The following is a 25,804-nucleotide window of genomic DNA, read 5'->3' as shown; positions in this document are numbered from 1 at the left end:
TAATATTATATTATTCATTTAATTATAATCTACTAGTATTTATGAGTATTTTTGTATTAATGAAAGTATACCCTTTTAAAATACCTAAACCAGAAAATAGCGCATTAATTTATCAAGAAGACATTGAGCTAGTTTTTTATGATAAACTGCATCAGCATGATGAAATTCAAATAAGTTTTATAGAACAAGGGAAAGGGACCTTATTGGTTGGCGATAGTATTTCTAGCTATACTACAAATGATATTTTTATTATTGGGAGTAATTTACCTCATGCGTTTAAAAGTGAAGAAAATACACTAGAGAAATCGAAAATGTTGAGTCTTTTTTTTACCAGCAAATCTTTTGGAGATATTTTTTTTAGTTTAGATGAATTTGAAGAGATTAGAAGTTTTTTTGATAAATCTGAAAAAGGATTCAGAATTACATCAAATCAAAAAGAAATTAAACACTTGTTTTCAAAATTAAAAGAAGCCACGAAAATGGAACGATTTATAATTTTCTTAAAATTAATGAAGTTGATATCTTCCTCTGAATTTGAATACTTATCTAGTTTTAATTATTCTAAAAAATACACTGATAGAGAAGGAAACAGAATGCGTTCTGTTTTTGAATACACTATTGAAAACGCTCATTTACCTATAACATTATTAGAAATTTCGGAAGTAGCGAATATGACAAAAAATGCTTTTTGCAAGTATTTTAAAAAGCGAACAAATAAAACATACATTAATTTTTTAACAGAATTACGCATAGAAAATGCATGTAAAATTTTACAGAAATCTAAAGAAATCTCTATAAATGAAATAGCTTTTAATGTTGGCTTTTCAAATATATCCAACTTTAACAGACAGTTTAAAAGACTAAAAAAAACAACACCTACAAATTATAGAAATCATTTATTTGGTTAAGACTAAAAGTTATTTTACATACTACAAATATGAAATAACGAAAGCGCCATAATTTCCATGATGAGTAGTAGAAATAGAAATTGGCAACTTTTTATTATGTTGATATAAATATGGAATACCTAAACCATTTTTTTTAAGCCATACTTTTTGATCAAAACAAGCTAATAATTTCTGTTTTATTTTTTTGGTTTTATTTTCATTTTTATCAACAAAAAACAAATGAGAAACCATTTTTTTAGATTGATATTCTTGCGCTACCGAATACACATACCTACCTGTTAAATTAGTTTTTATATAATATTTTTTTGATTCTATTTTTACTATTCCTGTAGATTTATTTATAATTTTACATGAAAATTTTAATGGAGCATAAAAACGTTTTTGAAACTCTTGAGTGTAACATTTATAAGCAGCCTCTTTCATAGACCAAAATAACCAAACTTTCAAAAAAGGATTATCTGAATTTTTAATTAATTTTTGTTCGTAATCTGTAAATTGTTTTTCTAAAAACCCTTTGCGCTGCCAATTACTTTGTGTTTTTGCCAAATTTAAATCAACAATATCATTGCCAATCATTAGGCATTCATTTTGGTCTTAATGATGTCAACAGTTGCTTTTACAGATAGCATTTTTTCCATAGAATCATTATCAATTTCTATGTTAAATTCATCTTCTACATCTAAAATAATATCTACCAAATTAGCAGAATTTATTTCTAAATCTTTTATAAAATCTGTTTCTTCGTTAATATTTTTAAACCCTTCTTCGTTCTGCACATAAGGCTTAATAATAGTGGTTAATTTTAAGATGATATCTTCTTTTGTCATTTTATATAAATTCTTTTCAGACCTCATCGATTTTAAAAACCTTTGAAGTCATTCTTTTGTCACACTTCTAAATATTTTTTAAAGATAACACAAGCATTTACATCACCAAAACCAAAACTTGCTTTTGCTACAATATTCACTTCTTTTGGTATCAATTTCTTTGGGATTTTATCCGTAGAAATTAACTCTAAAATTTCTGGATGCACATCATTACAATTGATATTCGGAAACAAAAATTGCTCTTTAATCTGTAAAACAGATGCTACAGATTCTATAGCGCCAGAGGCTGCTAAGCAGTGCCCAACTTGAGATTTTAAAGAATTGATAAATGGAAAATCAGTTCCTTTTCTACCCAAAGCTTTTGTCCAATTTTCAATTTCTAAACTATCTTTTGATGTTGCTGTTAAATGCCCGTTAATGGCATCAATAGCATCCGCATTAATATTGGCATCAACCAAGGCATCTGTAATGCATTTTTGCACAGCTTCTGCATTAGGAGCTGTTAAAGTACCTCCATTTCTTTGACCTCCCGAATTTACATTTCCGCCTAAAACCTCAGCATAAATGGTTGCATTTCTTGCTAAAGCACTTTCTAAAGACTCTAAAACTAGTGCTCCTCCTCCACTTCCAGGTACAAAACCAGCAGCTGTTGCACTCATTGGTCTTGACCCTTTTTCTGGAGACTCATTATGTTTGTAGGTCATTACACGCATCGCATCAAAACCACCCCAAGTGTACAAACTGCTGTCGCTAGAACTACCCACCAACATTCTTTTTGCTTTCCCATTTTTAATGCGTTCAAAACCCAATAACAAAGCCTCTGTACCTGTTGTACAGGCTGATAAATTTGTGGTTACTTGATTTCCAAAACCAAGAATGCCTCCTAAATAAGCAGAAATACCACTTGCCATAGTTTGTACTACAGAAGTACTTCCTAAACGCCTAACTTTTTGGTCGTCAATTTTGTAAATCGATTCTCTAAATTTCTCGATTCCTGAGGTACCCGTGCCAAAAATTAATCCTGAATCGTAATCTGTTTTTGAATGTTCATCAACCCTAAAACCAGCATCCTTCCAAGCATCAATTGCTGCCATACATCCATATAAAATAGAAGTGCTGTTAAAACCACGCAGTTGTAGAGGTGATAAATATTCTAGCTTTTTTTCTTCAGAAATTTCTGGAATGCCACCTATACAACATGAAAACCCTTTGTCTTTTAATGCTTGATGAAAAGTGATTCCTGATGTACCAGACTTTATAGCATTTGTAAAATCAGGTAAACCCACACCATTTGGGGCAACGACTCCTAAACCTGTTATGACGACTCTGTTTTTCAATTTATAAATATTTTAAATACCGATTTTCACAAACCTTCCCTTTCTTTTAATTTCATTTATTTTAAAAACTTCAACTAACTTTTCAGACCTCACAGATTTTAAAAACCTGTGAGGTATTTTTGCGAATATAAAATAGCTATTTAGCGATTATCATTCCAGAAATTTCACCTCTGCAAACCAATTCGTTTTTTGTATTTATCATCTTTACTTTACATTTTAATTTATTGAATCTAAAATACACTTTCTCAGAAATTACGGTTACTTTTTGATTAGGTAAAACCGAAATATAAAAATCAACTTGATTTGAGGTTAGCGCAATTTGTGGTTTCTTTTCTGATGATATTTCATCTTTCATTAAATAAATACCCAAACAAACCACACCAATTTGTGCCATAGTTTCTGTTAAAATAACGCCAGGTGTAATTGGGTTGTCTTTAAAATGCCCTTCATAAAAAAACTCGTTTTCTTTAAAAGTGTAATTTCCAACAATTCCATTTTCTGAAATTTCTGTAAGCTCATCAACAAATAAAAAAGGTGTTGTGTACGGAAGGTTTTTTATGATTTCTGATGATTTCATTTTGTTTGTTTAAACAGACCTTTCAGGTTTTTAAAACCTGAAAGGTCTTATCATATACTTAATCATTACCACTCTAACAAAATACGTTGCGCAGAAAATCCTGGTCCAAAACTTAGCATAATGCCACGTTCGCCTTTTTGCGGATTTCTGTCCATAAAACGTTCTAAAACATATAAAACTGTGGCACTAGACATATTGCCATACAAACGCAATACTTCTTTGGTATCGTCTATATTTTTGCCTAATACACCAAATAAATCTTCTACAGTTTGCACAATTTTCTTTCCTCCAGGATGAAAAATCAAATGATTGATATCTTCAATTTTTAAATTATTTTGCTCTAAAAAAGGGTGAATTATTGCTGGAAAATGATCAGAAATTTTTTGGGGAACTTCTTTATCTAAAATCATTTGTAAGCCTGAATTTACCAAATTAAAACCCATCATATGTGTGGCATCATAAAAATGATACATGGCTTCATCTACAATAGTTGGCCCTTGATCTTCATCATAAGAAGATAAAATAACGCTAGATGCTCCATCACCAAAAATGGCAGCACTCACTATATTTGTCATAGAATAATCGTCTAACTGAAAGGTTGCTGTTGGTGCTTCTACAGCAACAACCGCTGCTCTTTTGTTCGGGTTTGCTTTTAAGAAGTTTTTGGCGTAAATAATTCCAGAAACTCCTGCAGCACAACCCATTTCTGTAACTGGCAAACGCACAATATCTTGCTTCATTCCTAAAGAATTAATCAAATAGGCATCTACAGAAGGAATCATTATACCTGTACAACTTACCGTTATTATATAATCTAAATCTGTTGGTTTTAAATTGGCTTTTTCTAATGCTTTTTTGAGCGATTGTTCTGCTAATTGGGTAACTTCTCGCTTATAAATATTGTTTTTAGCTTCAAAAGAAGTGGCTGTAAAAACTTCTTCAGGATCCATAATTGAATAGCGTTTGTCTACACCTGCACCTTCAAATAATTTAATTACCTTTCGTTGAAAACGGGTTTCTTGATCTTGCATCCATAATTTTACAAACGGAATGATATCTGTCGTTTCTCTATAATATTTAGGTAGCTGTTTTGCTACGGATGTTATTTTTACTTTCATAATAATATGACACGAATTTTACTAATTTTCACAAATAAAAAACGCTTTAATTTCTCTAATTACATCGTTTTTTTTACAAATTAGAATTTTAAACTTTAGATTTTGACGTCTTTATTATCCATAGAAAACGGAATGCCCATTTCCAAGAAATTTGAGGTTGCTTATTTATCTTTAGTGATAATTTTCTCAAATCTTTTCTTTTAAATCCTCTTAAAACTGAGGTTAAACCGTCTTCTATAATCATTTTATTTTTGATAAAAAGAGACAACAACATAAACAAATAATAGGCTAGTTTATTTCGATGTAAATCGTTAACTACAATCCCTATTTTGGTTTGTTTTACAGTATTGCTTAAAAACGAATTGAGTTCTTTTTCTTTAAAATGATGCAAAAATAACGTAGCCAATACTACATCAAATTCTTGTGTTTTAAATTCTTCAGAAAAAATATCTTGTGTTTTAAAACTTAGTTCTTGATATTCTAAAGACAATTCGTTTGCATATTCTATGGCAGTTGGGTTTGCATCTACGCCCAATAATTTAAATTTATACTTGTGTTTTCTACCAAATTTAGCCACATCTCTTAAAATATCTCCATGGCCACAACCAATATCTACAATTGTAATTGCTTGCGCTTTGGGATGGTTTTTTAAAAGAGATTTCAATCCGTTTACGGTTACTCTATTTCCACCTAACCAACGATTTATATTTTCTAATTTATCTAAAGTATCACGCAACAAATCGCCTCCAATAGAAAAATCATCCATTAGTTCTTCTTTGTCGGTTCTTTGTTTTGTGTTGATAAAAAAATCCATTACACCTTTATTGGTTTTCCGTGGGTTTGTTTAATAATGATAGGTAACAAAAATGGCGCTCTTCGTAAAACTTGTAATAATATGTTCGCCACTTTATCATTTCTAAATAATTTTGCAATAAAATGTCCTGCTTTTAAACGCCATTTAAATTGTTTGTTCCACTGCCTAATATATAGCTTTTCCATTTCATTTCTTGACGCATTTGCATCATTCAAGTAATTTAGAATGAGTTTTGATGCTATTTGCGCAGATTGTATGGCCATACTCATACCATTACCACATAGTGGATGAATCATTCCTGCAGCATCGCCACACATTACAATATGGTTTTCAATAGGATTTTTTGTTTCGAATGATATTTGACTAATAGATAATGGTTTCTGCCAAATGGGAGTTGTATTTTTAAAAACATCTTTTAAATATTGATTTTTAAAAACAACATTTTCTTGAAAATCAGCAATATTTTTATGTTTTTTAAAGGATGAAAAATTCGTGATATAACATAAATTAATAGCGTTATCTTCTATTTTAGACACTCCACAATAACCTCCTTTAAAATTATGAAGCGCTACCAAATCTTGTGGAAAATTTCCTTTTACGTGAATCTTAACCCCTAAATAAGGCGATTTTTTTTGAATAAAGTCGCGCTCTAACTTTACATCTAACAAAGAACGTTTACCAAAAGCACCAATGGCAGTTTTAGCAGTAAACGAATGGTTTTCTTTGGTGTCTACCGTAAATATATCATTTTGATAATCGATTTGTAATACTGAATCTTGAAGAATGGTGGCTCCGTTTTTAATGGCTTTTTTATACAATTCAAAATCTAAAGTATATCTCGAAATTCCAAAACCACCAAGAGGCAATTTTGCAGAAATAAGTTTGTTATTTGTAGTTGAAATTTGAAAATTATCAATTTTTACTGCACCAAAATCAAAAGGATTGATATCAAGAAAAGCTAAATACGGTAAAACTTCGTTAGAAATATACTCACCACAAACTTTATGTTTTGGGTAGCTATTTTTCTCTATCAATAAAACAGCTCTACCTAATTTTGATAAATGGATGGCATTGCATAATCCTGCTAAACCACCACCAATAATAATAACATCAAAATATTTATCTTTTATCAAGTCTTATGTTGTTCCTGTAAATTCTAGTTCTATTTTTGCAGATTTAGACAAACTTACGTCGTTTTCTCCAAGATTAAAATCTTTTCTCTTAATTTTAAAATTCGATTTGATGGTAATTTTTTGATCATCTTCTGAAACATCAAAAGGTATTTGAACTCTCTTCGCAATTCCTTTTATTCTTAAAATTCCTATCAGATACAAATCGCCATTTTTTCTTTTTTCAATTCTTGAAGATTTAAAATAAATGAATTTATAATTCTTTTCAAAAAAATATTTTCTATTTAAAATCATTTGGTCTCTACTTTTTTTTCCCATAGAGATTGATTTTACTCGAATCTTCAAATGAATATAACTGTTTTCTAAATCGTTAGAATTAAAGTTTGTATGTACTTCTGACTCATTAAAATTTCCTACAACTTCTACTCCGAATTTTTTTACTGAAAATAACGCCTTAGTTTGACTATGATTTTGTCGCCATTCTTGAGAAAAAACAGCCGTTGAAAAACTAAAAAAAACGAAAAAGAATAGATTTTTGATCATGGGGGATAATTTTAAATTTACTAAATATAACAATTATTTACGAATTGAATACCTAATGGTAATTTAATTATATTTTATAAAATGATAAAAATTGTTGTTGAAAGCTTTATAATTTTGGCTTTATTTACCTTTTTACGAAAGGATATTCGCATAGCGCAAAAAGGTCTAATAGCCAAAAATAGTTGGTAAAAACCTTTGAAAGGGTTATTACCAATGGATTTAAGAAAAGTTTATTGAAACTGGTTTCAATAAACTTTTTTGTAGTATGAAAACATCAAAAAAAAGCGTTGTTGGGGTTGTCAAAATCTTGACACAATTAAATGGGGAAAACAACAAGGAAAACAAAGATTTAAATGCAAAAATTGTGGTTTACTTTTCACCTCTAAAAACAAATCTGTTACAGATTCAAACCGATTTATTTGGTTTGAAAAATGGATTATAGGAAGAAGAACAATGCTACAATTATTCGAAGAAAGTAATTATTCGATAAGAACGCTTAAACGATATTTCAACGATTACCTTTCTAAGCCTCCAATTCTATCTGTTTATCCTTCTGAGAAGGTCAATCTCCTTATTGATGGTACTTATTTTAGCAATGGTATTTGTTTAGTTTTATATAGAGATGCCACCATTAAATTCACACAACTTTATCGTTTTTCAGATGCTGAAAATTATTCAGAAATTAAAGAAGATTTAGAGAATCTTTTAGAACTTGGTGTTCAAATAGAAAGCGTTACTTCTGACGGACACAAATCTATATTAAAAGCGGTAAGAGAAGTGTTACCAGACGCTAAACTACAACGTTGTTTAGTTCATATACAAAGAGATTGTAGAATATGGTTGACCAATAGACCTAAAAGTTTAGCTGGTTATGATTTAAAGCAAATTAGCTCTAAAATGCATTTAATAACGTCACATTATGAGTTAAGTTTGTGGTTATTAAGTTTGGATAAATGGTATCAAGAATATAGAGAATATATCAACCAAAAAAGCTACAATTTAGAAACAGAAAGATATTGGTATACTCATAAAATGGTTAGAAGATCTTTTATGACTATTAAAAGAGCGTTGCCAAATATGTTTCACTATTTAGACAATCCAAAAATACCTAAATCAACCAATTCTATTGAATCTTTTTTTGGTCATATGAAAGGACATTTAAACATACATAGAGGCTTATCTTACAAACACAGAAAGCAATATATAATGTGGTATTTATTCTTTAAAAACAGAGCGTAGGTTTTTTTTAGCTATAAACTTACCAGTAATCAAAAAAGGACTTCGTTAAAAGTCCTTTCATTACTGTATAAGATTAATCTTATCGCTAATAAGTTGCTCCTCAGCAGCGCTTATTTCCTCTTCAGATTAATGCCATAATATAAAAATAATTTTAATCAAAATTACCAACTATTTTTGGCACCATTACCCGCAAAAAAATTACAATATTATAAACTTATAAGTTATTCCCTGACTTTTAACAATATACAACCCTTTCTTCAAAGAACTCGTTGTTATAAAACCTTGTTTTGTTTCTATCTTTTTAGAAATTAATTTTTTTCCATTTATGTCAAAGATTTGCACCCAACCAATTTGGTTATCGGTTTTAATATTTAAGATTTCTTTTGTTGGATTTGGATAAAAAGAAATATATTTTTCAATTGAATTATTACGATGAAGAGAAAGAGCTGCACAAGTATCATCACCAAAAATTTGTACTTCTTCTATGCTATTCCAACCACTTCCTTCTGAATTTCCAAAACCATAAATACGTAAATATTGTATTTCTTGAAATGGCGAAAATGGAAAATCTTCGAAACCAACTATATTTCCAGCACTGGTAATTACCTCTGTAACATCTGTAAAGTTTGTACCATCATTAGAAGTTGCTATTTTAAAACTAGTTGTTCTTTGCGCTCCTTTATGAAAGTAGATTTTAACGCTAGTTACTGTTTTTTTACACTGTAAGTTATAGGTTAAATACGCAGAACCATCTGTAGAATTTGCAGACCATCTTGAAGAATCATCGCCATCTATAGTGTTTTCTGGAATGTTTGGGTCTTGCGTACCCACACCTGTTACTGTAAGGCCTGTTAATGCAATTGCATCATCTACATTAAAGGTTTCTAAAGATTGGTTTACTTGAAGTGTAGTACTTAAATCTCCATTGTTTTGTGAAATGATTAAAGTTGCTGTTCTAGCAGTACCAGATTTATTTTCAGTTACTGTAATGTTAACAGTTTCGCTATTACTTCCGTTTAAGGTACTTACAGATAGCCAATCTGAATTTTCTGAAATAGACCAATTTATATTGGAATTGATATCAAAACTTTTAGAACCACTGTCTATATTAAAATTTATGGTATTGGTTGATGTAAGTAGTTGATCAGAAACGTTAGATAAGAAACCTATTTTTTCTCCTACATCGCTATTTGTATATGGTAAATTTGTTCCATTTGCGCCAAATTCTTCTGCACCTGCATCTGGGTTGTCATCTCTTGTACCTCCTAAAACATCATCATTTATAAAAGAATACGAACCTACACTTGCATCAATTGCTGCACTTGCATCAGTAATTCTAAAAAAATCAGTACCACTTTCTAACAAGCCATTAGAAACGGTTTGGTTGTTATTGGTTCCGTTTGATAAATGCCAAGTACCATTTTGGGTAATGTTACCTTGGGCAACCGAATTTCCAGAGGGCGACGTATTTATTTGATACGCATTTATGCTGGTATTGTACATAATATTATTGGCAACAGTTAAATTTTCTGGTTCTTCAGTGCCTCCTAATGAGGTACCCACTCTAATGGCATAATCACAATTTACCAAAGTGTTGTTGATAACTTGTGTGTTTTTAACTTGATAATATCCACTTAAAGCCGAATTAGTTACACCATTCATTACATTAATTCCACCTGTTACGTTAGAGCCTGATCCACTAGGTTTAAAAGAGTTTACACCTTCTATATAATTGTTGTAAATTTTATGATCTTCACCTATAATCCTTACACCACCTGTAAAAGCGTTATTATTAGCAAAAAAGTAATTGTTAAAAACCTCACAGCCATTGCCATGCCTTAAGGTTAATGTTCCTTGATAATCTCTAAAAGTATTGTTGTAATACTTGTTTTTTCCGCTTTTGTTAGATATGATTTCTACTTCGCCAGACCAATTGTAGAAATAATTATCATAAACTTCTGAATAAGAATCAGATAAAGAAGTAGTACTTGTGCCAATTCGTATAGCATCTTGATCATTTAACCCATTTACATCATTATCTACAGGAACTCTATCTGCAAAATAATTATGATGAATTTTTAAATAATCTGCATTGGCCAACGATCTATTATCATTAATTATACTACCCACTCCATATTTACCGATAAAAGAATTGTGCGCAATTTCATTATACTGACCATCTACAAGATACACCCATTTAAATTTCATCGTTTTCTGTGCATCTGTACCATTATACGCATCAATTTTATTGTTAATAACCTTACAATTATCACATTGATTGAGTTCAAATATTGGTTCAATAACATCATTATCAACAATTAAATTTGATGGATTTTGAAAAACCAAACCAGCAACTGTTATATGATTTCCTCTCATATACACCCTAGAATTACCCGTTAAAAACACTGATCCTGGATTTTGAGCTCTAATTATTATAGGTTGACTAGCTGTAGCATTTTTGTTGATACTAATAAAAACGTTATTCCACGTTCCTGTTGCAAGAATAATTTCTGAACCCGCAGACGCATTAGCAATAGCCGTTTGTAATTCTGACGTATTATTTACTACAATTTGACTTTTAGTTATGCTAAAAAAAAGAAGTGAAATAATTAGAACGCTAATTTTGAATACTTTGAATACCATATTTACAATTCATTAAATTGGTTAACCAATTTTGTTTTTGTAAATATAACAACAAATTACGTACTTACCAGATTTATTTTAAGAAGCATTACACTACCAAATTTGCCAACTCTTTGCCTACCAAACTACCAATGGCAATGCCCATTCCTCCCAAGCGCACTCCACAAAAAACGTTATTAGAAACTTGTTTTACAATGGCATTTTTCTGATTGCCAACACCCATAATACCACTCCATCTGTATTCAATTTCGAATTTTGTATTTGGTAAAATGGTTTCTTTTAAGATTCTTTCTAACTCGTTTTGTATGATTTTTGTCTGCCCAAATTCGGTAGTTTCTTCAGTTTTAAAATCGAGATTTCTACCACCTCCAAAGAGGATTCTATCCTCAATATTTCTAAAATAATAATAGCCTTTATTTAGATGAAACGTGCCTTTAATCTGTAGATTTTTAATTGGTTTTGTAATAAGAACTTGTGCTCTTGCTGGTTTTACATTGTCATCTAACAATTGACTTGCAAAACCGTTTGTGGCAACGAACAATTTATTGGTATAAAAATCTAATCTGTTGGTTTTTATATTTATTTTAGAACCATTTTCAACAAAACTTTTTAGAGTGATATTGTTTAAAATTTTTACGCCTAAATGTTGCACTTTTTTTAATAATTCTGATGCCATTTTTCCAGTATCAATTTGACCTTCAAAATTATTAACAATGTATTTTTGATGTACTTTTTGAAAACCAAAAGTATTCTCAGAAATCGAAAAAACATCTTGTTTAAAAATAGGTTTCAAAAGTTGATTAATTTGTGTTTTTTTAGAAATGCATTCTTCAAAAAAATGCCGAGATTCGCATAATTCAAAACCTTTGTTTTGTTGAAAATCGATATTTTTATCACCCAAATTATTACGCAATAATTGTAAACCTTTCCAACGTTTATCAACCAAGTTAAAAACTTCTTTTTCAGTATGAGAGTTCAAATCATCAATAATTTCAGACAAACTACCAAAACAAGCAAAACCTGCATTTTTAGTAGATGCACCTTGAGGTAGCATTCCTTTTTCTAGAATAACAATTTTTGCTTTTGGATGGTTTTTCATCAGTTCTAAAGCGCAATTTAAACCCACAATGCCACTACCAACAATGGTAAAATCGATGTTGGTAAACCATTCTTTTAATTCCCAATAACTATAATTCATTATTGTTTTTTTATTTTCAAGACCTCACAGGTTTATAATTTAAAGCTCTTTTTCAAAACAAATACTATTCTCCATCCCTATATATTGTCCGTAATTTGGTATCACTTTATAATCACATTTGTCATAAAAATGTACAGCTTCTTTTTGTCTTTTACCAGTTTCTAAAACACATTTTTTATGTCCTAATTCTTTCGCCCAAACTTCTAATTCTGTTAATATTTTCTGCGCAAATCCTGTTCCTCTTTCTTCTGGAGCAACATACATTCTTTTTACCTCCATAGCATCAGAATTAAATTTTTTGATGGCTCCACAACCCATAGCTACATCATCTTTATAAATTACAACTACGTGTTGTAAAACATCAATATGATTAAACTGATTGTAAAAATCGTGTTCATCTCCGTCCGTAATTTTTAAATAAGCATCTAAATACTTTACCAAATTGATAAAATCTTTGTTTTCTGAATTTGTTCTAACTATTTTCATCATACTTTAATTTTTCTGTCATCGCGAATGAGCTACGAATGAAGCAATCTACATTGTTTAAAAAGATTGTTTCGTAGACTTGCGATGACACGCAACCTTAAAAATCAAATTGTAACTGCACCCAAACAGGGGCTTTCTTTTCAGTATTTAAATTACCAAAAGACAATCCTAAAAGGCGTACAGAATTTATCAATTTATCTTGATATAATAGTTCTTTTACTACAGGAAAAAATTCGCTTTTTTTCTGCATAAAATTTGATTTGGTTTTACTTCTTGTTTGTTGCGTAAAATCAGAATATTTTATTTTTAAGGTGATGGTTTTACCCTTTGTTTCACTTTTTAGCATTCGTCTTTCTAATTCATCTGCAATTTTTTCTAATTTTTCAATCATAAAAATTTCTGAAGAAATATTTTCACTAAATGTTCTTTCTGCAGCTAAAGATTTTCGAATTCTATTTGGTTTTACTGGGCTATTGTGAATGCCGCGAACAATATTGTAATAATGCGTGCCAGATTTACCAAATAAAGACATGAGTTCTTCTAGCGATTTCTGCTTTAAATCGTTCCCAACAAAAATGCCTAAATTATACATTTTGGCAGCAGTAACTTTACCAACACCATAAAATTTATTGACAGGTAATTCTTCTAAAAACGAGATTACCTCATCTGGATGCACTGTTTTTTGTCCATTGGGTTTGTTAATATCAGAAGCAACTTTTGCAATAAATTTATTGATAGAAATACCTGCAGATGCTCGTAAACCAGTTTCCTCAAAAATTCGCTGTCTTATTTCTCTGGCAATATCATTTGCAGACGGATTTCCTTTTTTGTTTTCGGTAACATCTAAATAAGCTTCATCTAAAGAAAGTGGTTCTACCAAATCTGTATAGTCGTAAAATATTTCTCGAATTTGTGCAGAGAGTTCTTTATACCTAGCAAAATCTGAATTTACAAAAATAATATGTGGACATTTCTGTTTCGCTAAAACATTGCTCATTGCAGATTTTACGCCAAATTTTCGCGCTTCATAACTTGCTGCAGAAACTACACCTCTATCTCCACCTCCACCAACAGCAATGGCTTTTCCTTTTAGTTCAGGATTATCCAATTGTGCTACAGATGCATAATACGCATCCATATCTACGTGAATAATTTTACGAAAAGGAGGTTGGAGTTTCATTTTTTAAAATTACAAAACATCGTTTTTCTTTACTAAAAAAGCTGTACATTTATTTTTCTAAATGGGGCATTAGCTCAGTTGGCTAGAGCGTTACGCTGGCAGCGTAAAAGTCATCAGTTCGAATCTGATATGCTCCACTATTATTTTAAAAAGTTGATACAAATATTAATGGTCTCTTCTAGTTCTTTTGATAAAACTTCTTTTTCCCAAGGATGAGAAACATTAAATACGTGATTGGCGTTTTTAATAATTTCAAATTGTGCTTTTGGGTTCCATTTTTTTAGATTTTCACCTTCATTAATAAAAACAGCATCGTCCTTATCTCCATGAATTATTAACTGAGGTATTGTTAATTTTTCGGTCGCTTTTTGAATATTTAAACGCTCTTCATTGGCTTTAAAATCTTCATAAAACTGATAAAAATGAGGCATATTTTGTTTGGTTCGTCCATTAACCACGTATTTTACCCCTGTTTTTTTCCAGTTTTCTAAATCGCCAATGGTAGAAGATCGTTTGCCAAAATCACAAACGCCTGCTAACGTAATTACTTTTTTTACTCTTGCATCTTCGTTTGCTTTTAACAACACAATTCCTCCTGCTCTACTGTGTCCAATTATAGAAATGTCGTCAATATTAACCTCTTTTTTGTAGTTTTCTTCGGATGAAATCCAATCTAAGATACTTTCTAAATCATCTAATTCTTTGGTGTAATTATTATTCCCAAACGCCTCTAAATCTGGAAAATCTATTGGTTGTTCAGCAGTGCCTCCATTATGAGAAAAATTGAATTTAATAAAGAAAAAACCTGCTTTTGCAAATGCTTGTGCCATTAAATTCCAAGCGCCCCAATCTTTAAAACCCTTATATCCGTGGCAAAAAATAACCACTTTTTTAGGTTGATGATTGTCTTGATAAAAAACATCAGTTACAATTGGTTTTTGATGTTTTCCATCAACGATTATATTATTTTGAATTTTCATTTGTAAAATTTTATACTACAAATTTAAGGAAAGTAAATACTTATAAAACAATATGGTAAAACTTAAGGCAATTAAGGTGAATTGATTATTTATAAAATAAATAAATTAAATTTCCTACAGCTACAATACCCGTTAAAGAACCTAGGATAAAATCCATTTTAGATGCAATATAAGTAAGTTTATGTTCTATTTTATTCGCTACAATAGCATAAATGGCATATATAGTAAACGATCCTATTGTAGACCCTATAGAAAAATAAAAGGCATTAATTAAAGCATATTCAAAGTATTCTATGCCAATTAAAATAGAGATAAAAGTAAAATAAAAAGGAATTGCCATCATATTTAACAGCGACATCATAATTCCGTAGAAATAAGCTTTTGATTTTGGTATTTCTTTATCCTTATTATCTTCTTTGGTAAAAAAATACAACCTAAAAAAGTTTATTGAAAGTAGCAAAAGAATACCTGTACCTATTTGCTGAATTAAGGTAATATATTCTGAATTTTTCATTAAAATACTTGCTAAATATGCACCTATATTTGCTTGAAAAAACAGCACTGTTGCATAACCACCAATCAAATAAAAAGCAGGTTTTTTACCATTTCTTAAACTAAATTTTACAACAGTTAAGTTTAAAAAACTTGGAGTTATACTTCCTAAAGAAGCTATACTAAAACCTAAAAAAAAGCAAATTACAAAGTTCATATCAAATTTATTCTAAGCAAATAAACAAAGAAACGCGCCAATTTATTGACGCGTTTCCTATAAATAATATAACTATCAGTATTTTAAATAATTCCTTGAGCCAACATGGCATCAGCTACTTTAACAAAACCTGCAATATTTGCTCCTCTAACATAATCTATAGAACCATCATCATTTTTACCATATTCTACGCAAGAATCATGAATATCTTCCATAATGTCTTTTAGTTTTTCATCTACTTCTTTGCGAGTCCAACTCATTCTTAACGCATTTTGACTCATTTCTAAACCAGACGTAGCTACACCACCAGCGTTACTTGCTTTTCCTGGTGCAAATAAAATTTTTGCATTCTGAAATGCATGCATAGCATCTGGTGTAGAAGGCATATTTGCACCCTCTGAAACACACATACAACCATTTTCTATTAATATTTTTGCTTCTTCTCCATTTAACTCATTCTGTGTTGCACAAGGCAAAGCAATATCACATTTAACAGACCAAGGTCTTTGTTTTGCCACATATTTTGCAGACGGATATTTTTCTAAATACTCACTAATTCTAGCACGTTTTTCATTTTTTAAATACATCACGTGTTTTAACTTTTCTGTATCTATACCTTCATCATCATAAATATACCCACCAGAATCCGAAAGAGTTACTACTTTTGCGCCTAATTCTATTGCTTTTTCAGCGGCATACTGTGCCACATTTCCAGAGCCAGAAATTACGACTACTTTACTATCAAACGAATCGTCTTTAACTTTTAACATATTATCTGCAAAATATACTGCACCATAACCTGTTGCTTCTGGTCTAATTAAAGAACCTCCCCAAGACTGTCCTTTACCAGTTAAAACACCTGTAAACTCATTGTTTAGTTTTTTGTACATACCAAACATAAATCCAATTTCTCTTGCACCTACTCCAATATCCCCAGCAGGAACGTCTGTACTTGGTCCAATATGTCTAAACAATTCTGTCATAAAAGCATGGCAAAAACGCATAATTTCGTTATCTGACTTTCCTTTAGGATCAAAATCAGATCCTCCTTTTCCACCACCCATAGGTAATGTGGTTAAAGAATTTTTAAACACTTGTTCAAAAGCTAAAAACTTTAAGATGCTCGCATTTACTGTGGGATGAAAACGCAAACCACCTTTATAAGGACCAATTGCAGAATTCATTTGCACTCTATATCCTCTATTTACTTGAATCTCTCCATCATCATCTACCCAACAAACACGGAAAGAAATTAATCTTTCTGGTTCTACCATTCTTAAAAGAACGTTTTTCCCGAAATAAATATCATTATCAATGATATAAGGAATTACAGTTTCTGCTACTTCTTGTACAGCCTGTAAAAATTCTGGTTCATGTCCATTACGTTGTTTTACCAAGTCCATGAATCCGTCAATTTTGGATTTAATACTTTCCTCCATACTTTTTTGTGATATTAATAAAAATTTAACCCTGCAAAGATAGTTATTTTTAAATATGACAAAATAAAAAAGTTTTCTTAATTTTTTTAAAACCCCTTATTTCAATCGATTTCGTTTGCTAATGGTCTTTTCTGTTAAAATACAATCTTTAACTCTTTAAAAAAGTTTAAATTTGTACTCTAATTTTATTTTAAAATGTTAGATAAAGTAAAAGAATTGATTGCAGAAGTTGAAGCATTTAAAGCATCAACTAAAGATGAAGTAGAATCTTTCAGAATTAAATATTTAGGAAGCAAAGGTTTACTAAAAGGGTTGTTTTCTGAATTTAAAAATGTAGATGCAGAATTGCGCAAAGATTTTGGCCAGGCATTAAATAACCTTAAAAAGACCGCTGAGGGTAAAGTTGCAGAATTAAACGATGCACTTGAAAATACTGTTGAAGAAAAAAATATTTATGGCGATTTAACTCGCCCTTCTGAACCCATTGAGTTAGGTTCTCGCCATCCAATATCTTTGGTGAAAAATCAAATTATTGAAGTTTTTAATAGAATTGGTTTTACCGTTTCTGAAGGCCCAGAAATAGAGGACGATTGGCACAACTTTAGTGCGTTAAACTTGCCTGAATATCATCCTGCAAGAGATATGCAAGACACCTTTTTTATTGAGCAAAATCCTGATATTTTATTACGTACACATACATCTTCTGTACAAGTGCGTTATATGGAAGAAAACGAGCCGCCAATCAGAACAATTTCTCCAGGAAGAGTGTTTAGAAACGAAGATATTTCTGCTAGAGCACATTGTATTTTTCATCAAGTAGAAGGTTTATATATAGATACCGATGTTTCTTTTGCGGATTTAAAACAAACGCTTTTATACTTTACCAAAGAGATGTTTGGGAAATCTAAGATTCGTTTACGCCCTTCTTATTTCCCCTTTACAGAGCCAAGTGCAGAAGTAGATATTTACTGGGGATTAGAAACAGAAACAGATTACAGAATTACAAAAGGTACTGGTTGGTTAGAAATTATGGGCTGTGGAATGGTAGACCCTAATGTGTTAAAAAACGCAAATATAGATCCTACAAAATATTCGGGTTATGCCTTTGGAATGGGTATAGAACGTATTGCCATGTTGTTGTATCAAATACCAGATATTAGAATGTTTTATGAAAATGATAAGCGTTTTTTAGAGCAGTTTAAATCGGTTTTATAAGCCCACCCTAACCCTCCCAAAGGGAGGGAACTCAAATATTTACGAAATGTATTCGTGAAAATTTGTGTAATTCGTGGCAAAAAAAGATACTGAAACAAGTTCAGCACAAGTGAAAAAAGACATAAAAATACCAGAAGTTACCAATGTAGAAATGGCAGTTGTTTATGAATACAATGATATTTATAAAACTGATGATTGGAACGTGTATATCATCAATAACAAAAATGTTGATTTAGAAATGTTAGTAATTGTTTCTCAAGGTTTTTCTGATACTAAAACCACTTCTTTATTACGTAAAAAGTTAGATAAATTACCAGCAAATTCTTTTGCTAAGATTGAACTAATTCAACCTGAATTATTCAAATTAAACAATCGTTTTCAAGTTACTTTCTTTGAAGGAAATACTTTGTATGAAAAAACATTCATCTTCGAAGCAAACACCATTAAAGAAGGTGCTTTGCGTATGATAACTGAGCTAAATAAACGTGGAGTTTTGGCGAGTTAGTCATTGCGAACAAATGAAGCAATCTTTCTTTTAAAACTATAACTTATCAATAAGCAGATTACTTCAGTCGTTCCTCTTTCGTAATGAAATCAACCCAAAAAACCAATAATCAAATACAAAATAGTAGTAATTACGCCACCAAATAACGCATAAGGCAATTGTGTTTTTACGTGGTCTATATGATCGCTTGCAGAAGCCATTGATGATATAATTGAGGTATCTGAAATTGGCGAACAATGGTCTCCAAAAATTCCACCTCCTAAAGTTGCAGCAACCACAATCGTTAAATCTGCATTATGAATATTAGCCATTGGTACAGAAATTGCCAACATAATTGCAAAAGTTCCCCAAGAAGTTCCTGTAGAAAATGCAATAAAAGAACTCACCACAAAAACTACTGCTGGTAGCAATTCTGGAGATAACCAACTTTCTGTAATATTTGCTACGTAATTACCAGTATCTAAAACTTTACACGCATCACCAATTGCAAAAGCCAATAACATTAATAAAGCCAAAGGCATTAATTCGCTAATTCCTTTTAAAGTTAGGTTTACAGCTTCTTTTGGTTTTAAAATACCTTGAACAAAATACGTCATAATTGCTACTAAAATAGCCGTAATTACTGCATATAAAACCGATGATGAACCAGAACCTTCGCCAATGGCTAAAGAAGCGTGATTTAAAAATGAAGTTGCTTCTTTTACAGCATCCCAACCTGTATAAATTAAGTTAATAGGCATCATTAAAACCATCACCAAAAGTGGCACAATCATATTATGCGCTTTGGCTTCTATACCTTCTTTTGGCGGAAAAGAAGTTACCTCATCAGAAATCATTGGTTTAGAACCTTTATTTAATAACTCACCAGTTTCCTTAGTTCTTTGCTCTGCTTTTTTCATCAATCCAAAATCTTTTTTTGATAAGATGATGAAGAATAAAATGGCAATCGCCAAAAGGGGATAAAAATTATATTTTATGGAAGCAATCATCACCGAAAATGGTTTTTCTATTCCTTGAGTTAACAACAATCCCATAATAAAAGCACCCCAAGCATTAAAAGGGATTAAAATAGATGAAGGTGCAGAACTTGAGTCTGCTATGTATGCTAGTTTTTCTCTTGGAATTCCTAATTTATCAAAAATTGGACGATATAAAGTACCTACAGTTAACGAACTAATACTGGTTTCTACAAATAATAACAACCCAGTAAAGGTGGCTAAAATTTGAACCATCACTCTAGCATAACCTGTTTTTGTATTTTCTAGTTTTTGTAATTTTTTATTAATGATATTGATAAACCCTTCAACACCTTTAGAATATTGAATAAAAATTAACAAAGACCCCACCAAAGCACTAAACATTATAGTTCTTGTATTTCCTTTTGATTGAAAAACGTTAACCATACCTTCTATCATCGCTAATGTTCCTTCTAAAGGATTCCAGCCTTTAATGATTAGCCAAGAAAACCAAATACCAAATAATAAAGCAATATAAACTTGTTTGGTTCTTAATGCTAAAACAATGGCTAATATTGGTGGTAAAACTGAAAGAAATCCGTATTCCATGAAGAAAAATATTTTGCTAAAGATATTAATTAAAGTGTTTTTGCCGAGAAAAAATTGGTGTTTGTCTAAAATACTTTTAAAAACCTTCAATCTTTTGGTCATTTGTATCAAATAATTATAAATTTGATCATCATGAAAATTAGAAACTCTATTTTATTTGGTATTAGCATCCTTTTTTTAAGCTCTTGTGTTGTAAAATCATTAAATCCTTTTTACACCAAAAAAACTATTTCTTACGACAATCGTTTTATTGGAAAATGGACAGATTCTAAAAAAGGGGTTTGGACAGTGGTTCGTTTTAGAGATGAAATCACAAAAAATAATCCTGTAGAAAAAATGAAAAAAGATGACTTGCAGTTGTATAAAGAATACAAAAACAGTTATTATATACAAAGAGAATTTAAAGGAGAAGAAGCATTGTTTTTAGCAACTCCTTTTAAAATTAACAATCAAACCTTTTTAGATTTTTATCCTTTAGAATATCAAGATGATATTAATAATTTATTAGAAAGTCACCTCATTTACACACATAGTTTGGTTAAATACGTCGTACAAAAAAACGGGAAAATTGATGTAAGATGGTTAGATGAAGATAAAATTGAAACCCTTTTTAAAGAAAAGAAAATAAAGATTAAGCATAAAAAAATAGGCACCTTAAAAAACAAATATTTATTAACGGCAACCTCTAAAGATTTAGAAAAATTTATTGAAAAATATATGAATTCTAAAGACGAAGATAAATGGGACACCTCAACAAAATTTACCTTAAGCAAAACCAGTGAAACCGAATAAGTTTATAATACAAAGAACCAATTCTCATAATATAGTAGTATTTAATACTATATTATGGGGGTGTTCTTTTGTTATTTTATTATTTCTTTTTTCAGGAAGAACAACTCCAGAAAAAATAGACTACATCTATACCATTTGCTTTGTAGTAACTTTATGCATGCCTGTTTGTATAAACTTATATGTTTTAGTTCCTAAGTTTTTAAAAAAAGAAAAAAACATTTTGTTTTGCGTGTTTTTTATCTTGAACCTCATTGTTTTTTCTGAGTTAAATCCATTGTTTTTTGAAACCATTGTAAATGGCTTTTTTACAGATTATTACTTTATCAGTTATCATAATAAAATAGAAATTTACTTTATCTTTTTTATCTTTTTTATACTTTCTACCTTGTCTAAATTAGCAGAAGATTGGGTGTATTTAAATAAAGTAGAAAACCAAGTGCTAAAGGCAGAAAAACAAGAAATTGAGCATCAATTGTATTATTTAAAAGGGCAAATTAACCCTCATTTTTTATTCAATTCGCTAAACGTATTATATTCTTTAGCGATTGATAAAAAAGAGGAAATTACTCATGCTATTTTACAGCTTTCCGACATTTTGCGTTATGTAATTTATGATGTAGAAACCGACAAAATTTCGTTACAAAAAGAAATTGATTTGATTAAAAATTACATTGCTTTTGAAAAAAACAGACATATAAAAAACTCAAAAATTAATTTTGATTATAATGTGAATGAGCAGTTAGAAATTTACCCCATGTTGCTTCTACCCTTAATAGAAAACAGTTTTAAACATGGTTTAAAAAGTGGTGTTGAAAATCCTTTTGTAAAAATAGATTTGCGTGAAAACAAAAATCAACTTGTTTTTAAAATTTCGAATAACTTTAAAGAAAAAAACAACTTAAATAATACTGATTATAAGGGTGTTGGATTAAAAAATATTCAAGAAAATTTAGCATTGATATATCCAAAAAAACACTTATTTAATACAGAAATTAAAAATGATGTTTTTACTGTAAACCTTACAATAGATTTACGATTATGAAAATACGTTGTATTATAATTGATGATGAACCATCTTCTCAAAATGTACTAAAATCTTTTATTAATAAAATAGATTATTTAGATTTAAAACAGGTTTGTAATGATGCTTTAGAAGCCCTAGAATATTTAAAAAACACAAGTATTGATTTGCTTTTTTTAGATATTAATATGCCACAACTTTCTGGAATCTCATTTTATAAATCATTACAAAAACCACCTAAAGTAATTTTTACAACTGCATATTCAGAATACGCTTTGGATGGTTTTGATTTAGATGCAACAGACTATTTATTAAAGCCTTTTTCTTTTGAACGTTTTGTGCAGGCCATTTCAAAAATTAAAGTATTAAATGATCAAAAAACAGAAAGTATCATTATAAAATCTAACAAAAGGTTGCACCAAATTAAAGTAGATGATATTTTGTATGTTGAAAGTTTAGGAGATTATATCAAAGTTCATTTTACTAGTCATTTTCTTATCGTTTACAAAACGTTGAAAAACATGTATACTGAATTGCCAAAAACACTTTTTAAACAAGTGCATAAATCTTATATTATTAATAAGAATAAGATTGATTATATTGAAGGAAATAGGATCATAATTCAATCAAATAAAATACCTTTAGGTCATAAATACAAAAAAGACTTTCTAGATAATTTTAAATCCTAAACATGTCAAAATTTTATACAAAACTAACGCCTAGACTTCAAAAATTTATAGCAAATCAAAAAATATTTTTTGTAGCAACCGCTCCAAATTCTGGCAGAATCAACTTGTCTCCAAAAGGGATGGATTCTTTTAGGGTGATGAGTGAAAACCGAGTTTTATGGTTAAATGTTACTGGAAGTGGCAATGAAACTGCTGCACATTTATTAGAAAATAAACGTATTACAATAATGTTTTGCTCGTTTGAAAAAGCACCCAATATTTTACGTTTGTATGGAAAAGGCAAAGAAATTAAAGAAGGAGATGCTTCTTGGGATGAATTGATAAAACTATTTCCAGAAACTCCTGGAACACGTCAAATTTTTGATATTACTGTAGATTCTGCACAAACTTCTTGCGGAATGTCAATTCCGTTTTATGAATATAAAGGAGAAAGAGAAGAGTTAAATGATTGGGCAGCATCCAAAGGAAAAAAAGGAATTAAAGACTATTGGACAGAAAAAAACCAAACTAGTATTGATGGTTTACCCACTAAAATTTTAGAGTAGATTCTGCAATCTAAAATTGCAAATAAAAACAATTTAATTTTTCAAAAAAATACTCCTCTTTACACTAAGGAAACTAATTCAAAACCACGTTAATTATACTTTTTTAAAAAAGCAGCATCATTATCTTTTTTGGCAGCTATTACTTTCTGCACATCATCATTAGGTATGGTTACAGATAACACATACTGCTTAATCACCCATACATTCTCCTTTTTTTCTAAAACTCCAGAACCTCTGCAAGTACCCATCCACGTATTTAGTAACTCATCAAACCAAGCAAAATTACCTGTACTATTTATATAAATATTACGTTCTAGGGTTTTAAAATCCCATGCTTTGCCTTGATCAAAATACGGTTTGCTAAATTTTGCAAATGCAGTCTTAGGCCAGTTTTCTGTAGCATCTGTACCAATAAAAACAGAAACACTATCCATTTTATCAAAATAATCATCAAAATTAGCTTCTGATGCAGCCAAATGCCAATCGTTTAAAAGTGTATTAATTTTATTTTTAGTTGCTTTTTTTGCTAATGACGACATTGATTGTTGTGCAATTGCAAAAGTTGTTATAAAAACAAATAACAAAAAAATAGCCACTCTTTTCTTCATCACTCTTTATTATTTTATTTTTAAATCTGTGCTCAAACTTTTACGAGTTACACTATCTATTTTTGTTGAATCTAATCCTATAAATTTAATGTCAATACCTATTTCATCTTCAAAACGTTTTTTAGAAAAAATGGTATTCACTTTGGCATTTACCGCAGAAAAAGCGTCAATAATTTTTTCTGTTTGTTGATGAACTTCAGTTGCAGTTATAGCCGGAATTGTAGTCATATCTGCCAAGCGTAAAGTTTCGTTATAAAAAATATTAATCCTTGCTTTACAAGAAGCTATATTAAACAAATTGGGTTTTTTTTTATCTTTTAAATTTTTCGCCAAACCCTTTAATTCTAAAGCATTACTTAGTATTTCGTTAGCAGACACCTTTTTAAATCTACCTAAAAAATTATCTACAGCTTTTAACTCTTCCCAATCTTCTATTTCTGCAGCATAAATTGGTTTTACTGGTTTTACAGACAAATGCTCTTTAACCACACTAAAAAGCGAGTTTACTTTTTCGTCTGGTTTTGCTTGATCTTGATTTTTATCGCAAGAAAAAAGAAAAACTAAAATAATAAATAACCAACAGTATTTCAAAACTAAATTTTATTTGGTAAAAATAAACATTTTTAAAGGGTAAAACACTTATTGAAACCTTAAATTTTTATGTATTATAATTTTCGATTTCATAATAAATAAATGTTTTTAGGAATTATAATTACGAATACTAAAATTAATTACCTTTGTTATTGTTAAATATATAATTTTATAGCATGAAAACTTGTATTCTTGTTTTAGGCGCAAGCGGACAAATAGGCACAGAGCTTACTCAAAAATTACGTTTTTTGTATGGCAATACGCAAGTAATTGCCTCAGACATTAGAAAGGGTAATACACAAATGATGACCTCTGGACCATTTGAAATTATTGATGCTACTGATAAAGCATCTATTTTAAAAGTAGTGCAACAATATAATGTAACTCAGGTGTACTTATTGGCAGCAATGCTATCTGCAACTGCTGAAAATCACCCCCAAAAAGCTTGGAATTTAAACATGAACTCGCTTTTGGCTGTATTAGATTTAGCCAAAGAAAAACACATACAACAAATATATTGGCCAAGCTCTATAGCTGTTTTTGGCCCAACAACACCTAAACAAAACACACCTCAAAAAACAGTAATGGAACCCACTACAGTTTACGGAATTAGCAAAGTTTCTGGTGAGTTTTGGTGCAATTATTACCACAAAAAATATGGTGTAGATGTAAGAAGTTTACGTTACCCAGGCATTATTTCTTGGAAAACAAAACCTGGTGGTGGTACTACAGATTATGCTGTAGATATTTATTTTAAAGCAATGGAAGAAAAAAAATACCAATGTTTTTTATCTGAAAATACACGCTTGCCAATGATGTATATGGATGATGCTGTAAATGCAACCATTGCATTAATGCAGGCAGACGCAGATACTATAAAAATTAGAAATGGATATAATTTATCGGCTATGGATTTTACACCAAAAGAAATTGCCCAAGAAATTCAAAAACATATCCCTGAATTTGAAATTACATATCAACCAGATTTTAGACAAAAAATTGCAGATAGTTGGCCTTCATCTATAGATGATTCTCAAGCTAGAAAAGACTGGAACTGGCAACATCAGTTTGATTTAGAATCAATGACAAAAATCATTATTCAACAGATTAAGAAACTGTAAGTTTGTGCTAAATTTACGTCTAAC

The 25,804-nt window shown here is 30.2% G+C and carries 28 protein-coding genes and 1 tRNA gene; 11 read left to right on the top strand and 18 right to left on the bottom strand.

The window, feature by feature from the left end; genetic code table 11:
• Positions 1-41 precede the first annotated feature (41 nt).
• Positions 42-908: an AraC family transcriptional regulator gene (locus SJY27_RS11600; RefSeq protein ID WP_397445005.1), complete on the top strand. Its 867-nt coding sequence runs from the start codon at positions 42-44 to the stop codon at positions 906-908.
• 21 nt (positions 909-929) lie between these two features.
• On the opposite strand, the gene SJY27_RS11595 is transcribed toward SJY27_RS11600, so the two are convergent.
• The 8 genes from SJY27_RS11595 to SJY27_RS11560 form a co-directional block, all read right to left on the bottom strand.
• Positions 930-1,484, bottom strand: a complete 555-nt coding sequence (locus SJY27_RS11595; RefSeq protein ID WP_397445004.1) for a 4'-phosphopantetheinyl transferase superfamily protein — start codon at positions 1,482-1,484, stop codon at positions 930-932.
• A complete protein-coding gene (locus SJY27_RS11590) occupies positions 1,484-1,735 on the bottom strand; it encodes an acyl carrier protein (RefSeq protein WP_397445003.1) in 252 nt (83 codons plus the stop codon). The genes SJY27_RS11595 and SJY27_RS11590 overlap by 1 nt, the downstream gene beginning before the upstream one ends.
• Before the next feature lie 59 nt (positions 1,736-1,794).
• Complete coding sequence (locus SJY27_RS11585; RefSeq protein ID WP_397445002.1) at positions 1,795-3,072, bottom strand: beta-ketoacyl-[acyl-carrier-protein] synthase family protein; 1,278 nt, start codon at positions 3,070-3,072, stop codon at positions 1,795-1,797.
• Positions 3,073-3,208: 136 nt separating this feature from the next.
• Positions 3,209-3,649, bottom strand: a complete 441-nt coding sequence (locus SJY27_RS11580) for a 3-hydroxyacyl-ACP dehydratase FabZ family protein (RefSeq protein WP_397445001.1) — start codon at positions 3,647-3,649, stop codon at positions 3,209-3,211.
• Between the two features lie 65 nt (positions 3,650-3,714).
• Positions 3,715-4,767 carry a type III polyketide synthase gene (locus SJY27_RS11575; RefSeq protein ID WP_397445000.1) on the bottom strand — a complete coding sequence of 351 codons (1,053 nt, stop codon included), beginning with the start codon at positions 4,765-4,767 and terminating at the stop codon, positions 3,715-3,717.
• A gap of 88 nt (positions 4,768-4,855) precedes the next feature.
• Complete coding sequence (locus SJY27_RS11570; RefSeq protein ID WP_397444999.1) at positions 4,856-5,581, bottom strand: methyltransferase domain-containing protein; 726 nt, start codon at positions 5,579-5,581, stop codon at positions 4,856-4,858.
• Positions 5,581-6,711: an NAD(P)/FAD-dependent oxidoreductase gene (locus SJY27_RS11565; protein ID WP_397447918.1), complete on the bottom strand. Its 1,131-nt coding sequence runs from the start codon at positions 6,709-6,711 to the stop codon at positions 5,581-5,583. The genes SJY27_RS11570 and SJY27_RS11565 overlap by 1 nt, the downstream gene beginning before the upstream one ends.
• A 6-nt stretch (positions 6,712-6,717) precedes the next feature.
• Complete coding sequence (locus tag SJY27_RS11560) at positions 6,718-7,254, bottom strand: YceI family protein (protein WP_397444998.1); 537 nt, start codon at positions 7,252-7,254, stop codon at positions 6,718-6,720.
• Between the two features lie 265 nt (positions 7,255-7,519).
• Between SJY27_RS11560 and SJY27_RS11555 the strand changes: the two genes are divergently transcribed.
• The gene (locus tag SJY27_RS11555) at positions 7,520-7,696 is read left to right on the top strand and encodes a hypothetical protein (protein WP_397444997.1); all 177 of its coding nucleotides are present in this window, start codon (positions 7,520-7,522) and stop codon (positions 7,694-7,696) included.
• Positions 7,697-7,707: 11 nt separating this feature from the next.
• On the top strand, positions 7,708-8,493 hold the full coding sequence (locus SJY27_RS11550; protein WP_397444996.1) for a transposase: 786 nt from the start codon (positions 7,708-7,710) through the stop codon (positions 8,491-8,493).
• Between the two features lie 198 nt (positions 8,494-8,691).
• On the opposite strand, the gene SJY27_RS11545 is transcribed toward SJY27_RS11550, so the two are convergent.
• From SJY27_RS11545 to dinB, 4 genes are all read right to left on the bottom strand, one after another.
• Positions 8,692-11,136 (bottom strand): chondroitinase-B domain-containing protein, encoded by a 2,445-nt coding sequence (locus tag SJY27_RS11545; RefSeq protein WP_397444995.1) that lies wholly within the window; start codon positions 11,134-11,136, stop codon positions 8,692-8,694.
• A gap of 88 nt (positions 11,137-11,224) precedes the next feature.
• Positions 11,225-12,334, bottom strand: a complete 1,110-nt coding sequence (locus SJY27_RS11540) for an NAD(P)/FAD-dependent oxidoreductase (protein ID WP_397444994.1) — start codon at positions 12,332-12,334, stop codon at positions 11,225-11,227.
• Between the two features lie 39 nt (positions 12,335-12,373).
• Positions 12,374-12,823 (bottom strand): GNAT family N-acetyltransferase, encoded by a 450-nt coding sequence (locus tag SJY27_RS11535; RefSeq protein WP_397444993.1) that lies wholly within the window; start codon positions 12,821-12,823, stop codon positions 12,374-12,376.
• A 94-nt stretch (positions 12,824-12,917) separates the two neighbouring features.
• On the bottom strand, positions 12,918-14,000 hold the full coding sequence (dinB, locus tag SJY27_RS11530; RefSeq protein WP_397444992.1) for a DNA polymerase IV: 1,083 nt from the start codon (positions 13,998-14,000) through the stop codon (positions 12,918-12,920).
• 63 nt (positions 14,001-14,063) lie between these two features.
• Here dinB and SJY27_RS11525 point away from each other — a divergent pair.
• Positions 14,064-14,137 (top strand) — tRNA-Ala (locus SJY27_RS11525).
• Positions 14,138-14,140: 3 nt separating this feature from the next.
• On the opposite strand, the gene SJY27_RS11520 is transcribed toward SJY27_RS11525, so the two are convergent.
• The 3 genes from SJY27_RS11520 to gdhA all read right to left on the bottom strand — a co-directional run bounded on the left by SJY27_RS11520 (position 14,141) and on the right by gdhA (position 17,128).
• A complete protein-coding gene (locus tag SJY27_RS11520) occupies positions 14,141-14,980 on the bottom strand; it encodes an alpha/beta hydrolase family protein (RefSeq protein WP_397444991.1) in 840 nt (279 codons plus the stop codon).
• Positions 14,981-15,065: 85 nt separating this feature from the next.
• The gene (locus SJY27_RS11515; RefSeq protein ID WP_397444990.1) at positions 15,066-15,689 is read right to left on the bottom strand and encodes a LysE family translocator; all 624 of its coding nucleotides are present in this window, start codon (positions 15,687-15,689) and stop codon (positions 15,066-15,068) included.
• An 83-nt stretch (positions 15,690-15,772) separates the two neighbouring features.
• Positions 15,773-17,128, bottom strand: a complete 1,356-nt coding sequence (gene gdhA / locus SJY27_RS11510) for an NADP-specific glutamate dehydrogenase (protein ID WP_397444989.1) — start codon at positions 17,126-17,128, stop codon at positions 15,773-15,775.
• Positions 17,129-17,323: 195 nt separating this feature from the next.
• On the opposite strand from gdhA, the gene pheS reads away from it, so the two are divergent.
• Positions 17,324-18,343: a phenylalanine--tRNA ligase subunit alpha gene (gene pheS, locus SJY27_RS11505; protein WP_397444988.1), complete on the top strand. Its 1,020-nt coding sequence runs from the start codon at positions 17,324-17,326 to the stop codon at positions 18,341-18,343.
• 109 nt (positions 18,344-18,452) lie between these two features.
• Positions 18,453-18,848, top strand: coding sequence for a hypothetical protein (locus tag SJY27_RS11500; protein ID WP_397447917.1), 396 nt, complete (start codon positions 18,453-18,455; stop codon positions 18,846-18,848).
• 89 nt (positions 18,849-18,937) lie between these two features.
• Here SJY27_RS11500 and SJY27_RS11495 read toward each other — a convergent pair whose 3' ends face one another.
• Positions 18,938-20,413, bottom strand: a complete 1,476-nt coding sequence (locus SJY27_RS11495) for a Na+/H+ antiporter NhaC family protein (protein ID WP_397444987.1) — start codon at positions 20,411-20,413, stop codon at positions 18,938-18,940.
• Positions 20,414-20,545: 132 nt separating this feature from the next.
• Here SJY27_RS11495 and SJY27_RS11490 point away from each other — a divergent pair, with 132 nt between their 5' ends.
• The 4 genes from SJY27_RS11490 (at position 20,546) to SJY27_RS11475 (ending at position 23,460) form a co-directional block, all read left to right on the top strand.
• Positions 20,546-21,205, top strand: coding sequence for a hypothetical protein (locus SJY27_RS11490; RefSeq protein ID WP_397444986.1), 660 nt, complete (start codon positions 20,546-20,548; stop codon positions 21,203-21,205).
• Between the two features lie 241 nt (positions 21,206-21,446).
• Positions 21,447-22,247 (top strand): sensor histidine kinase, encoded by an 801-nt coding sequence (locus SJY27_RS11485; RefSeq protein WP_397444985.1) that lies wholly within the window; start codon positions 21,447-21,449, stop codon positions 22,245-22,247.
• Complete coding sequence (locus tag SJY27_RS11480; RefSeq protein WP_397444984.1) at positions 22,244-22,915, top strand: LytR/AlgR family response regulator transcription factor; 672 nt, start codon at positions 22,244-22,246, stop codon at positions 22,913-22,915. Before SJY27_RS11485 ends, SJY27_RS11480 begins: the two co-directional genes overlap by 4 nt.
• A 2-nt stretch (positions 22,916-22,917) precedes the next feature.
• A complete protein-coding gene (locus tag SJY27_RS11475; protein WP_397444983.1) occupies positions 22,918-23,460 on the top strand; it encodes a pyridoxamine 5'-phosphate oxidase family protein in 543 nt (180 codons plus the stop codon).
• An 89-nt stretch (positions 23,461-23,549) separates the two neighbouring features.
• Here the strand turns inward: SJY27_RS11475 and SJY27_RS11470 are convergent, their stop codons facing one another.
• Together SJY27_RS11470 and SJY27_RS11465 are read right to left on the bottom strand one after the other, a co-directional pair.
• Entirely contained in the window at positions 23,550-24,068 is a 519-nt protein-coding gene (locus SJY27_RS11470; protein WP_397444982.1) for a nuclear transport factor 2 family protein, read from the bottom strand.
• Between the two features lie 9 nt (positions 24,069-24,077).
• Positions 24,078-24,659, bottom strand: coding sequence for a hypothetical protein (locus SJY27_RS11465; RefSeq protein WP_397444981.1), 582 nt, complete (start codon positions 24,657-24,659; stop codon positions 24,078-24,080).
• A 176-nt stretch (positions 24,660-24,835) separates the two neighbouring features.
• On the opposite strand from SJY27_RS11465, the gene SJY27_RS11460 reads away from it, so the two are divergent.
• Positions 24,836-25,780 (top strand): NAD-dependent epimerase/dehydratase family protein, encoded by a 945-nt coding sequence (locus SJY27_RS11460; protein WP_397444980.1) that lies wholly within the window; start codon positions 24,836-24,838, stop codon positions 25,778-25,780.
• Positions 25,781-25,804: the final 24 nt, after the last annotated feature.

The organism is Polaribacter sp. R77954, from assembly GCF_044595335.1.
Lineage (GTDB): Bacteria > Bacteroidota > Bacteroidia > Flavobacteriales > Flavobacteriaceae > Polaribacter.
This window is presented reverse-complemented; position numbering and strand designations above follow the sequence as displayed.

Coding starts and splice junctions, on each gene's coding strand:
- SJY27_RS11600 (WP_397445005.1), top strand. CDS start 42: ATGAGTATTTTTGTATTAATGAAAGTATACCCTTTTAAAATACCTAAA.
- SJY27_RS11595 (WP_397445004.1), bottom strand. CDS start 1,484: ATGATTGGCAATGATATTGTTGATTTAAATTTGGCAAAAACACAAAGT.
- SJY27_RS11590 (WP_397445003.1), bottom strand. CDS start 1,735: ATGACAAAAGAAGATATCATCTTAAAATTAACCACTATTATTAAGCCT.
- SJY27_RS11580 (WP_397445001.1), bottom strand. CDS start 3,649: ATGAAATCATCAGAAATCATAAAAAACCTTCCGTACACAACACCTTTT.
- SJY27_RS11575 (WP_397445000.1), bottom strand. CDS start 4,767: ATGAAAGTAAAAATAACATCCGTAGCAAAACAGCTACCTAAATATTAT.
- SJY27_RS11570 (WP_397444999.1), bottom strand. CDS start 5,581: ATGGATTTTTTTATCAACACAAAACAAAGAACCGACAAAGAAGAACTA.
- SJY27_RS11560 (WP_397444998.1), bottom strand. CDS start 7,254: ATGATCAAAAATCTATTCTTTTTCGTTTTTTTTAGTTTTTCAACGGCT.
- SJY27_RS11555 (WP_397444997.1), top strand. CDS start 7,520: ATGAAAACATCAAAAAAAAGCGTTGTTGGGGTTGTCAAAATCTTGACA.
- SJY27_RS11550 (WP_397444996.1), top strand. CDS start 7,708: ATGCTACAATTATTCGAAGAAAGTAATTATTCGATAAGAACGCTTAAA.
- SJY27_RS11545 (WP_397444995.1), bottom strand. CDS start 11,136: ATGGTATTCAAAGTATTCAAAATTAGCGTTCTAATTATTTCACTTCTT.
- SJY27_RS11540 (WP_397444994.1), bottom strand. CDS start 12,334: ATGAATTATAGTTATTGGGAATTAAAAGAATGGTTTACCAACATCGAT.
- SJY27_RS11535 (WP_397444993.1), bottom strand. CDS start 12,823: ATGATGAAAATAGTTAGAACAAATTCAGAAAACAAAGATTTTATCAAT.
- dinB (WP_397444992.1), bottom strand. CDS start 14,000: ATGAAACTCCAACCTCCTTTTCGTAAAATTATTCACGTAGATATGGAT.
- SJY27_RS11520 (WP_397444991.1), bottom strand. CDS start 14,980: ATGAAAATTCAAAATAATATAATCGTTGATGGAAAACATCAAAAACCA.
- SJY27_RS11515 (WP_397444990.1), bottom strand. CDS start 15,689: ATGAACTTTGTAATTTGCTTTTTTTTAGGTTTTAGTATAGCTTCTTTA.
- gdhA (WP_397444989.1), bottom strand. CDS start 17,128: ATGGAGGAAAGTATTAAATCCAAAATTGACGGATTCATGGACTTGGTA.
- pheS (WP_397444988.1), top strand. CDS start 17,324: ATGTTAGATAAAGTAAAAGAATTGATTGCAGAAGTTGAAGCATTTAAA.
- SJY27_RS11495 (WP_397444987.1), bottom strand. CDS start 20,413: ATGGAATACGGATTTCTTTCAGTTTTACCACCAATATTAGCCATTGTT.
- SJY27_RS11490 (WP_397444986.1), top strand. CDS start 20,546: ATGAAAATTAGAAACTCTATTTTATTTGGTATTAGCATCCTTTTTTTA.
- SJY27_RS11480 (WP_397444984.1), top strand. CDS start 22,244: ATGAAAATACGTTGTATTATAATTGATGATGAACCATCTTCTCAAAAT.
- SJY27_RS11475 (WP_397444983.1), top strand. CDS start 22,918: ATGTCAAAATTTTATACAAAACTAACGCCTAGACTTCAAAAATTTATA.
- SJY27_RS11470 (WP_397444982.1), bottom strand. CDS start 24,068: ATGAAGAAAAGAGTGGCTATTTTTTTGTTATTTGTTTTTATAACAACT.
- SJY27_RS11460 (WP_397444980.1), top strand. CDS start 24,836: ATGAAAACTTGTATTCTTGTTTTAGGCGCAAGCGGACAAATAGGCACA.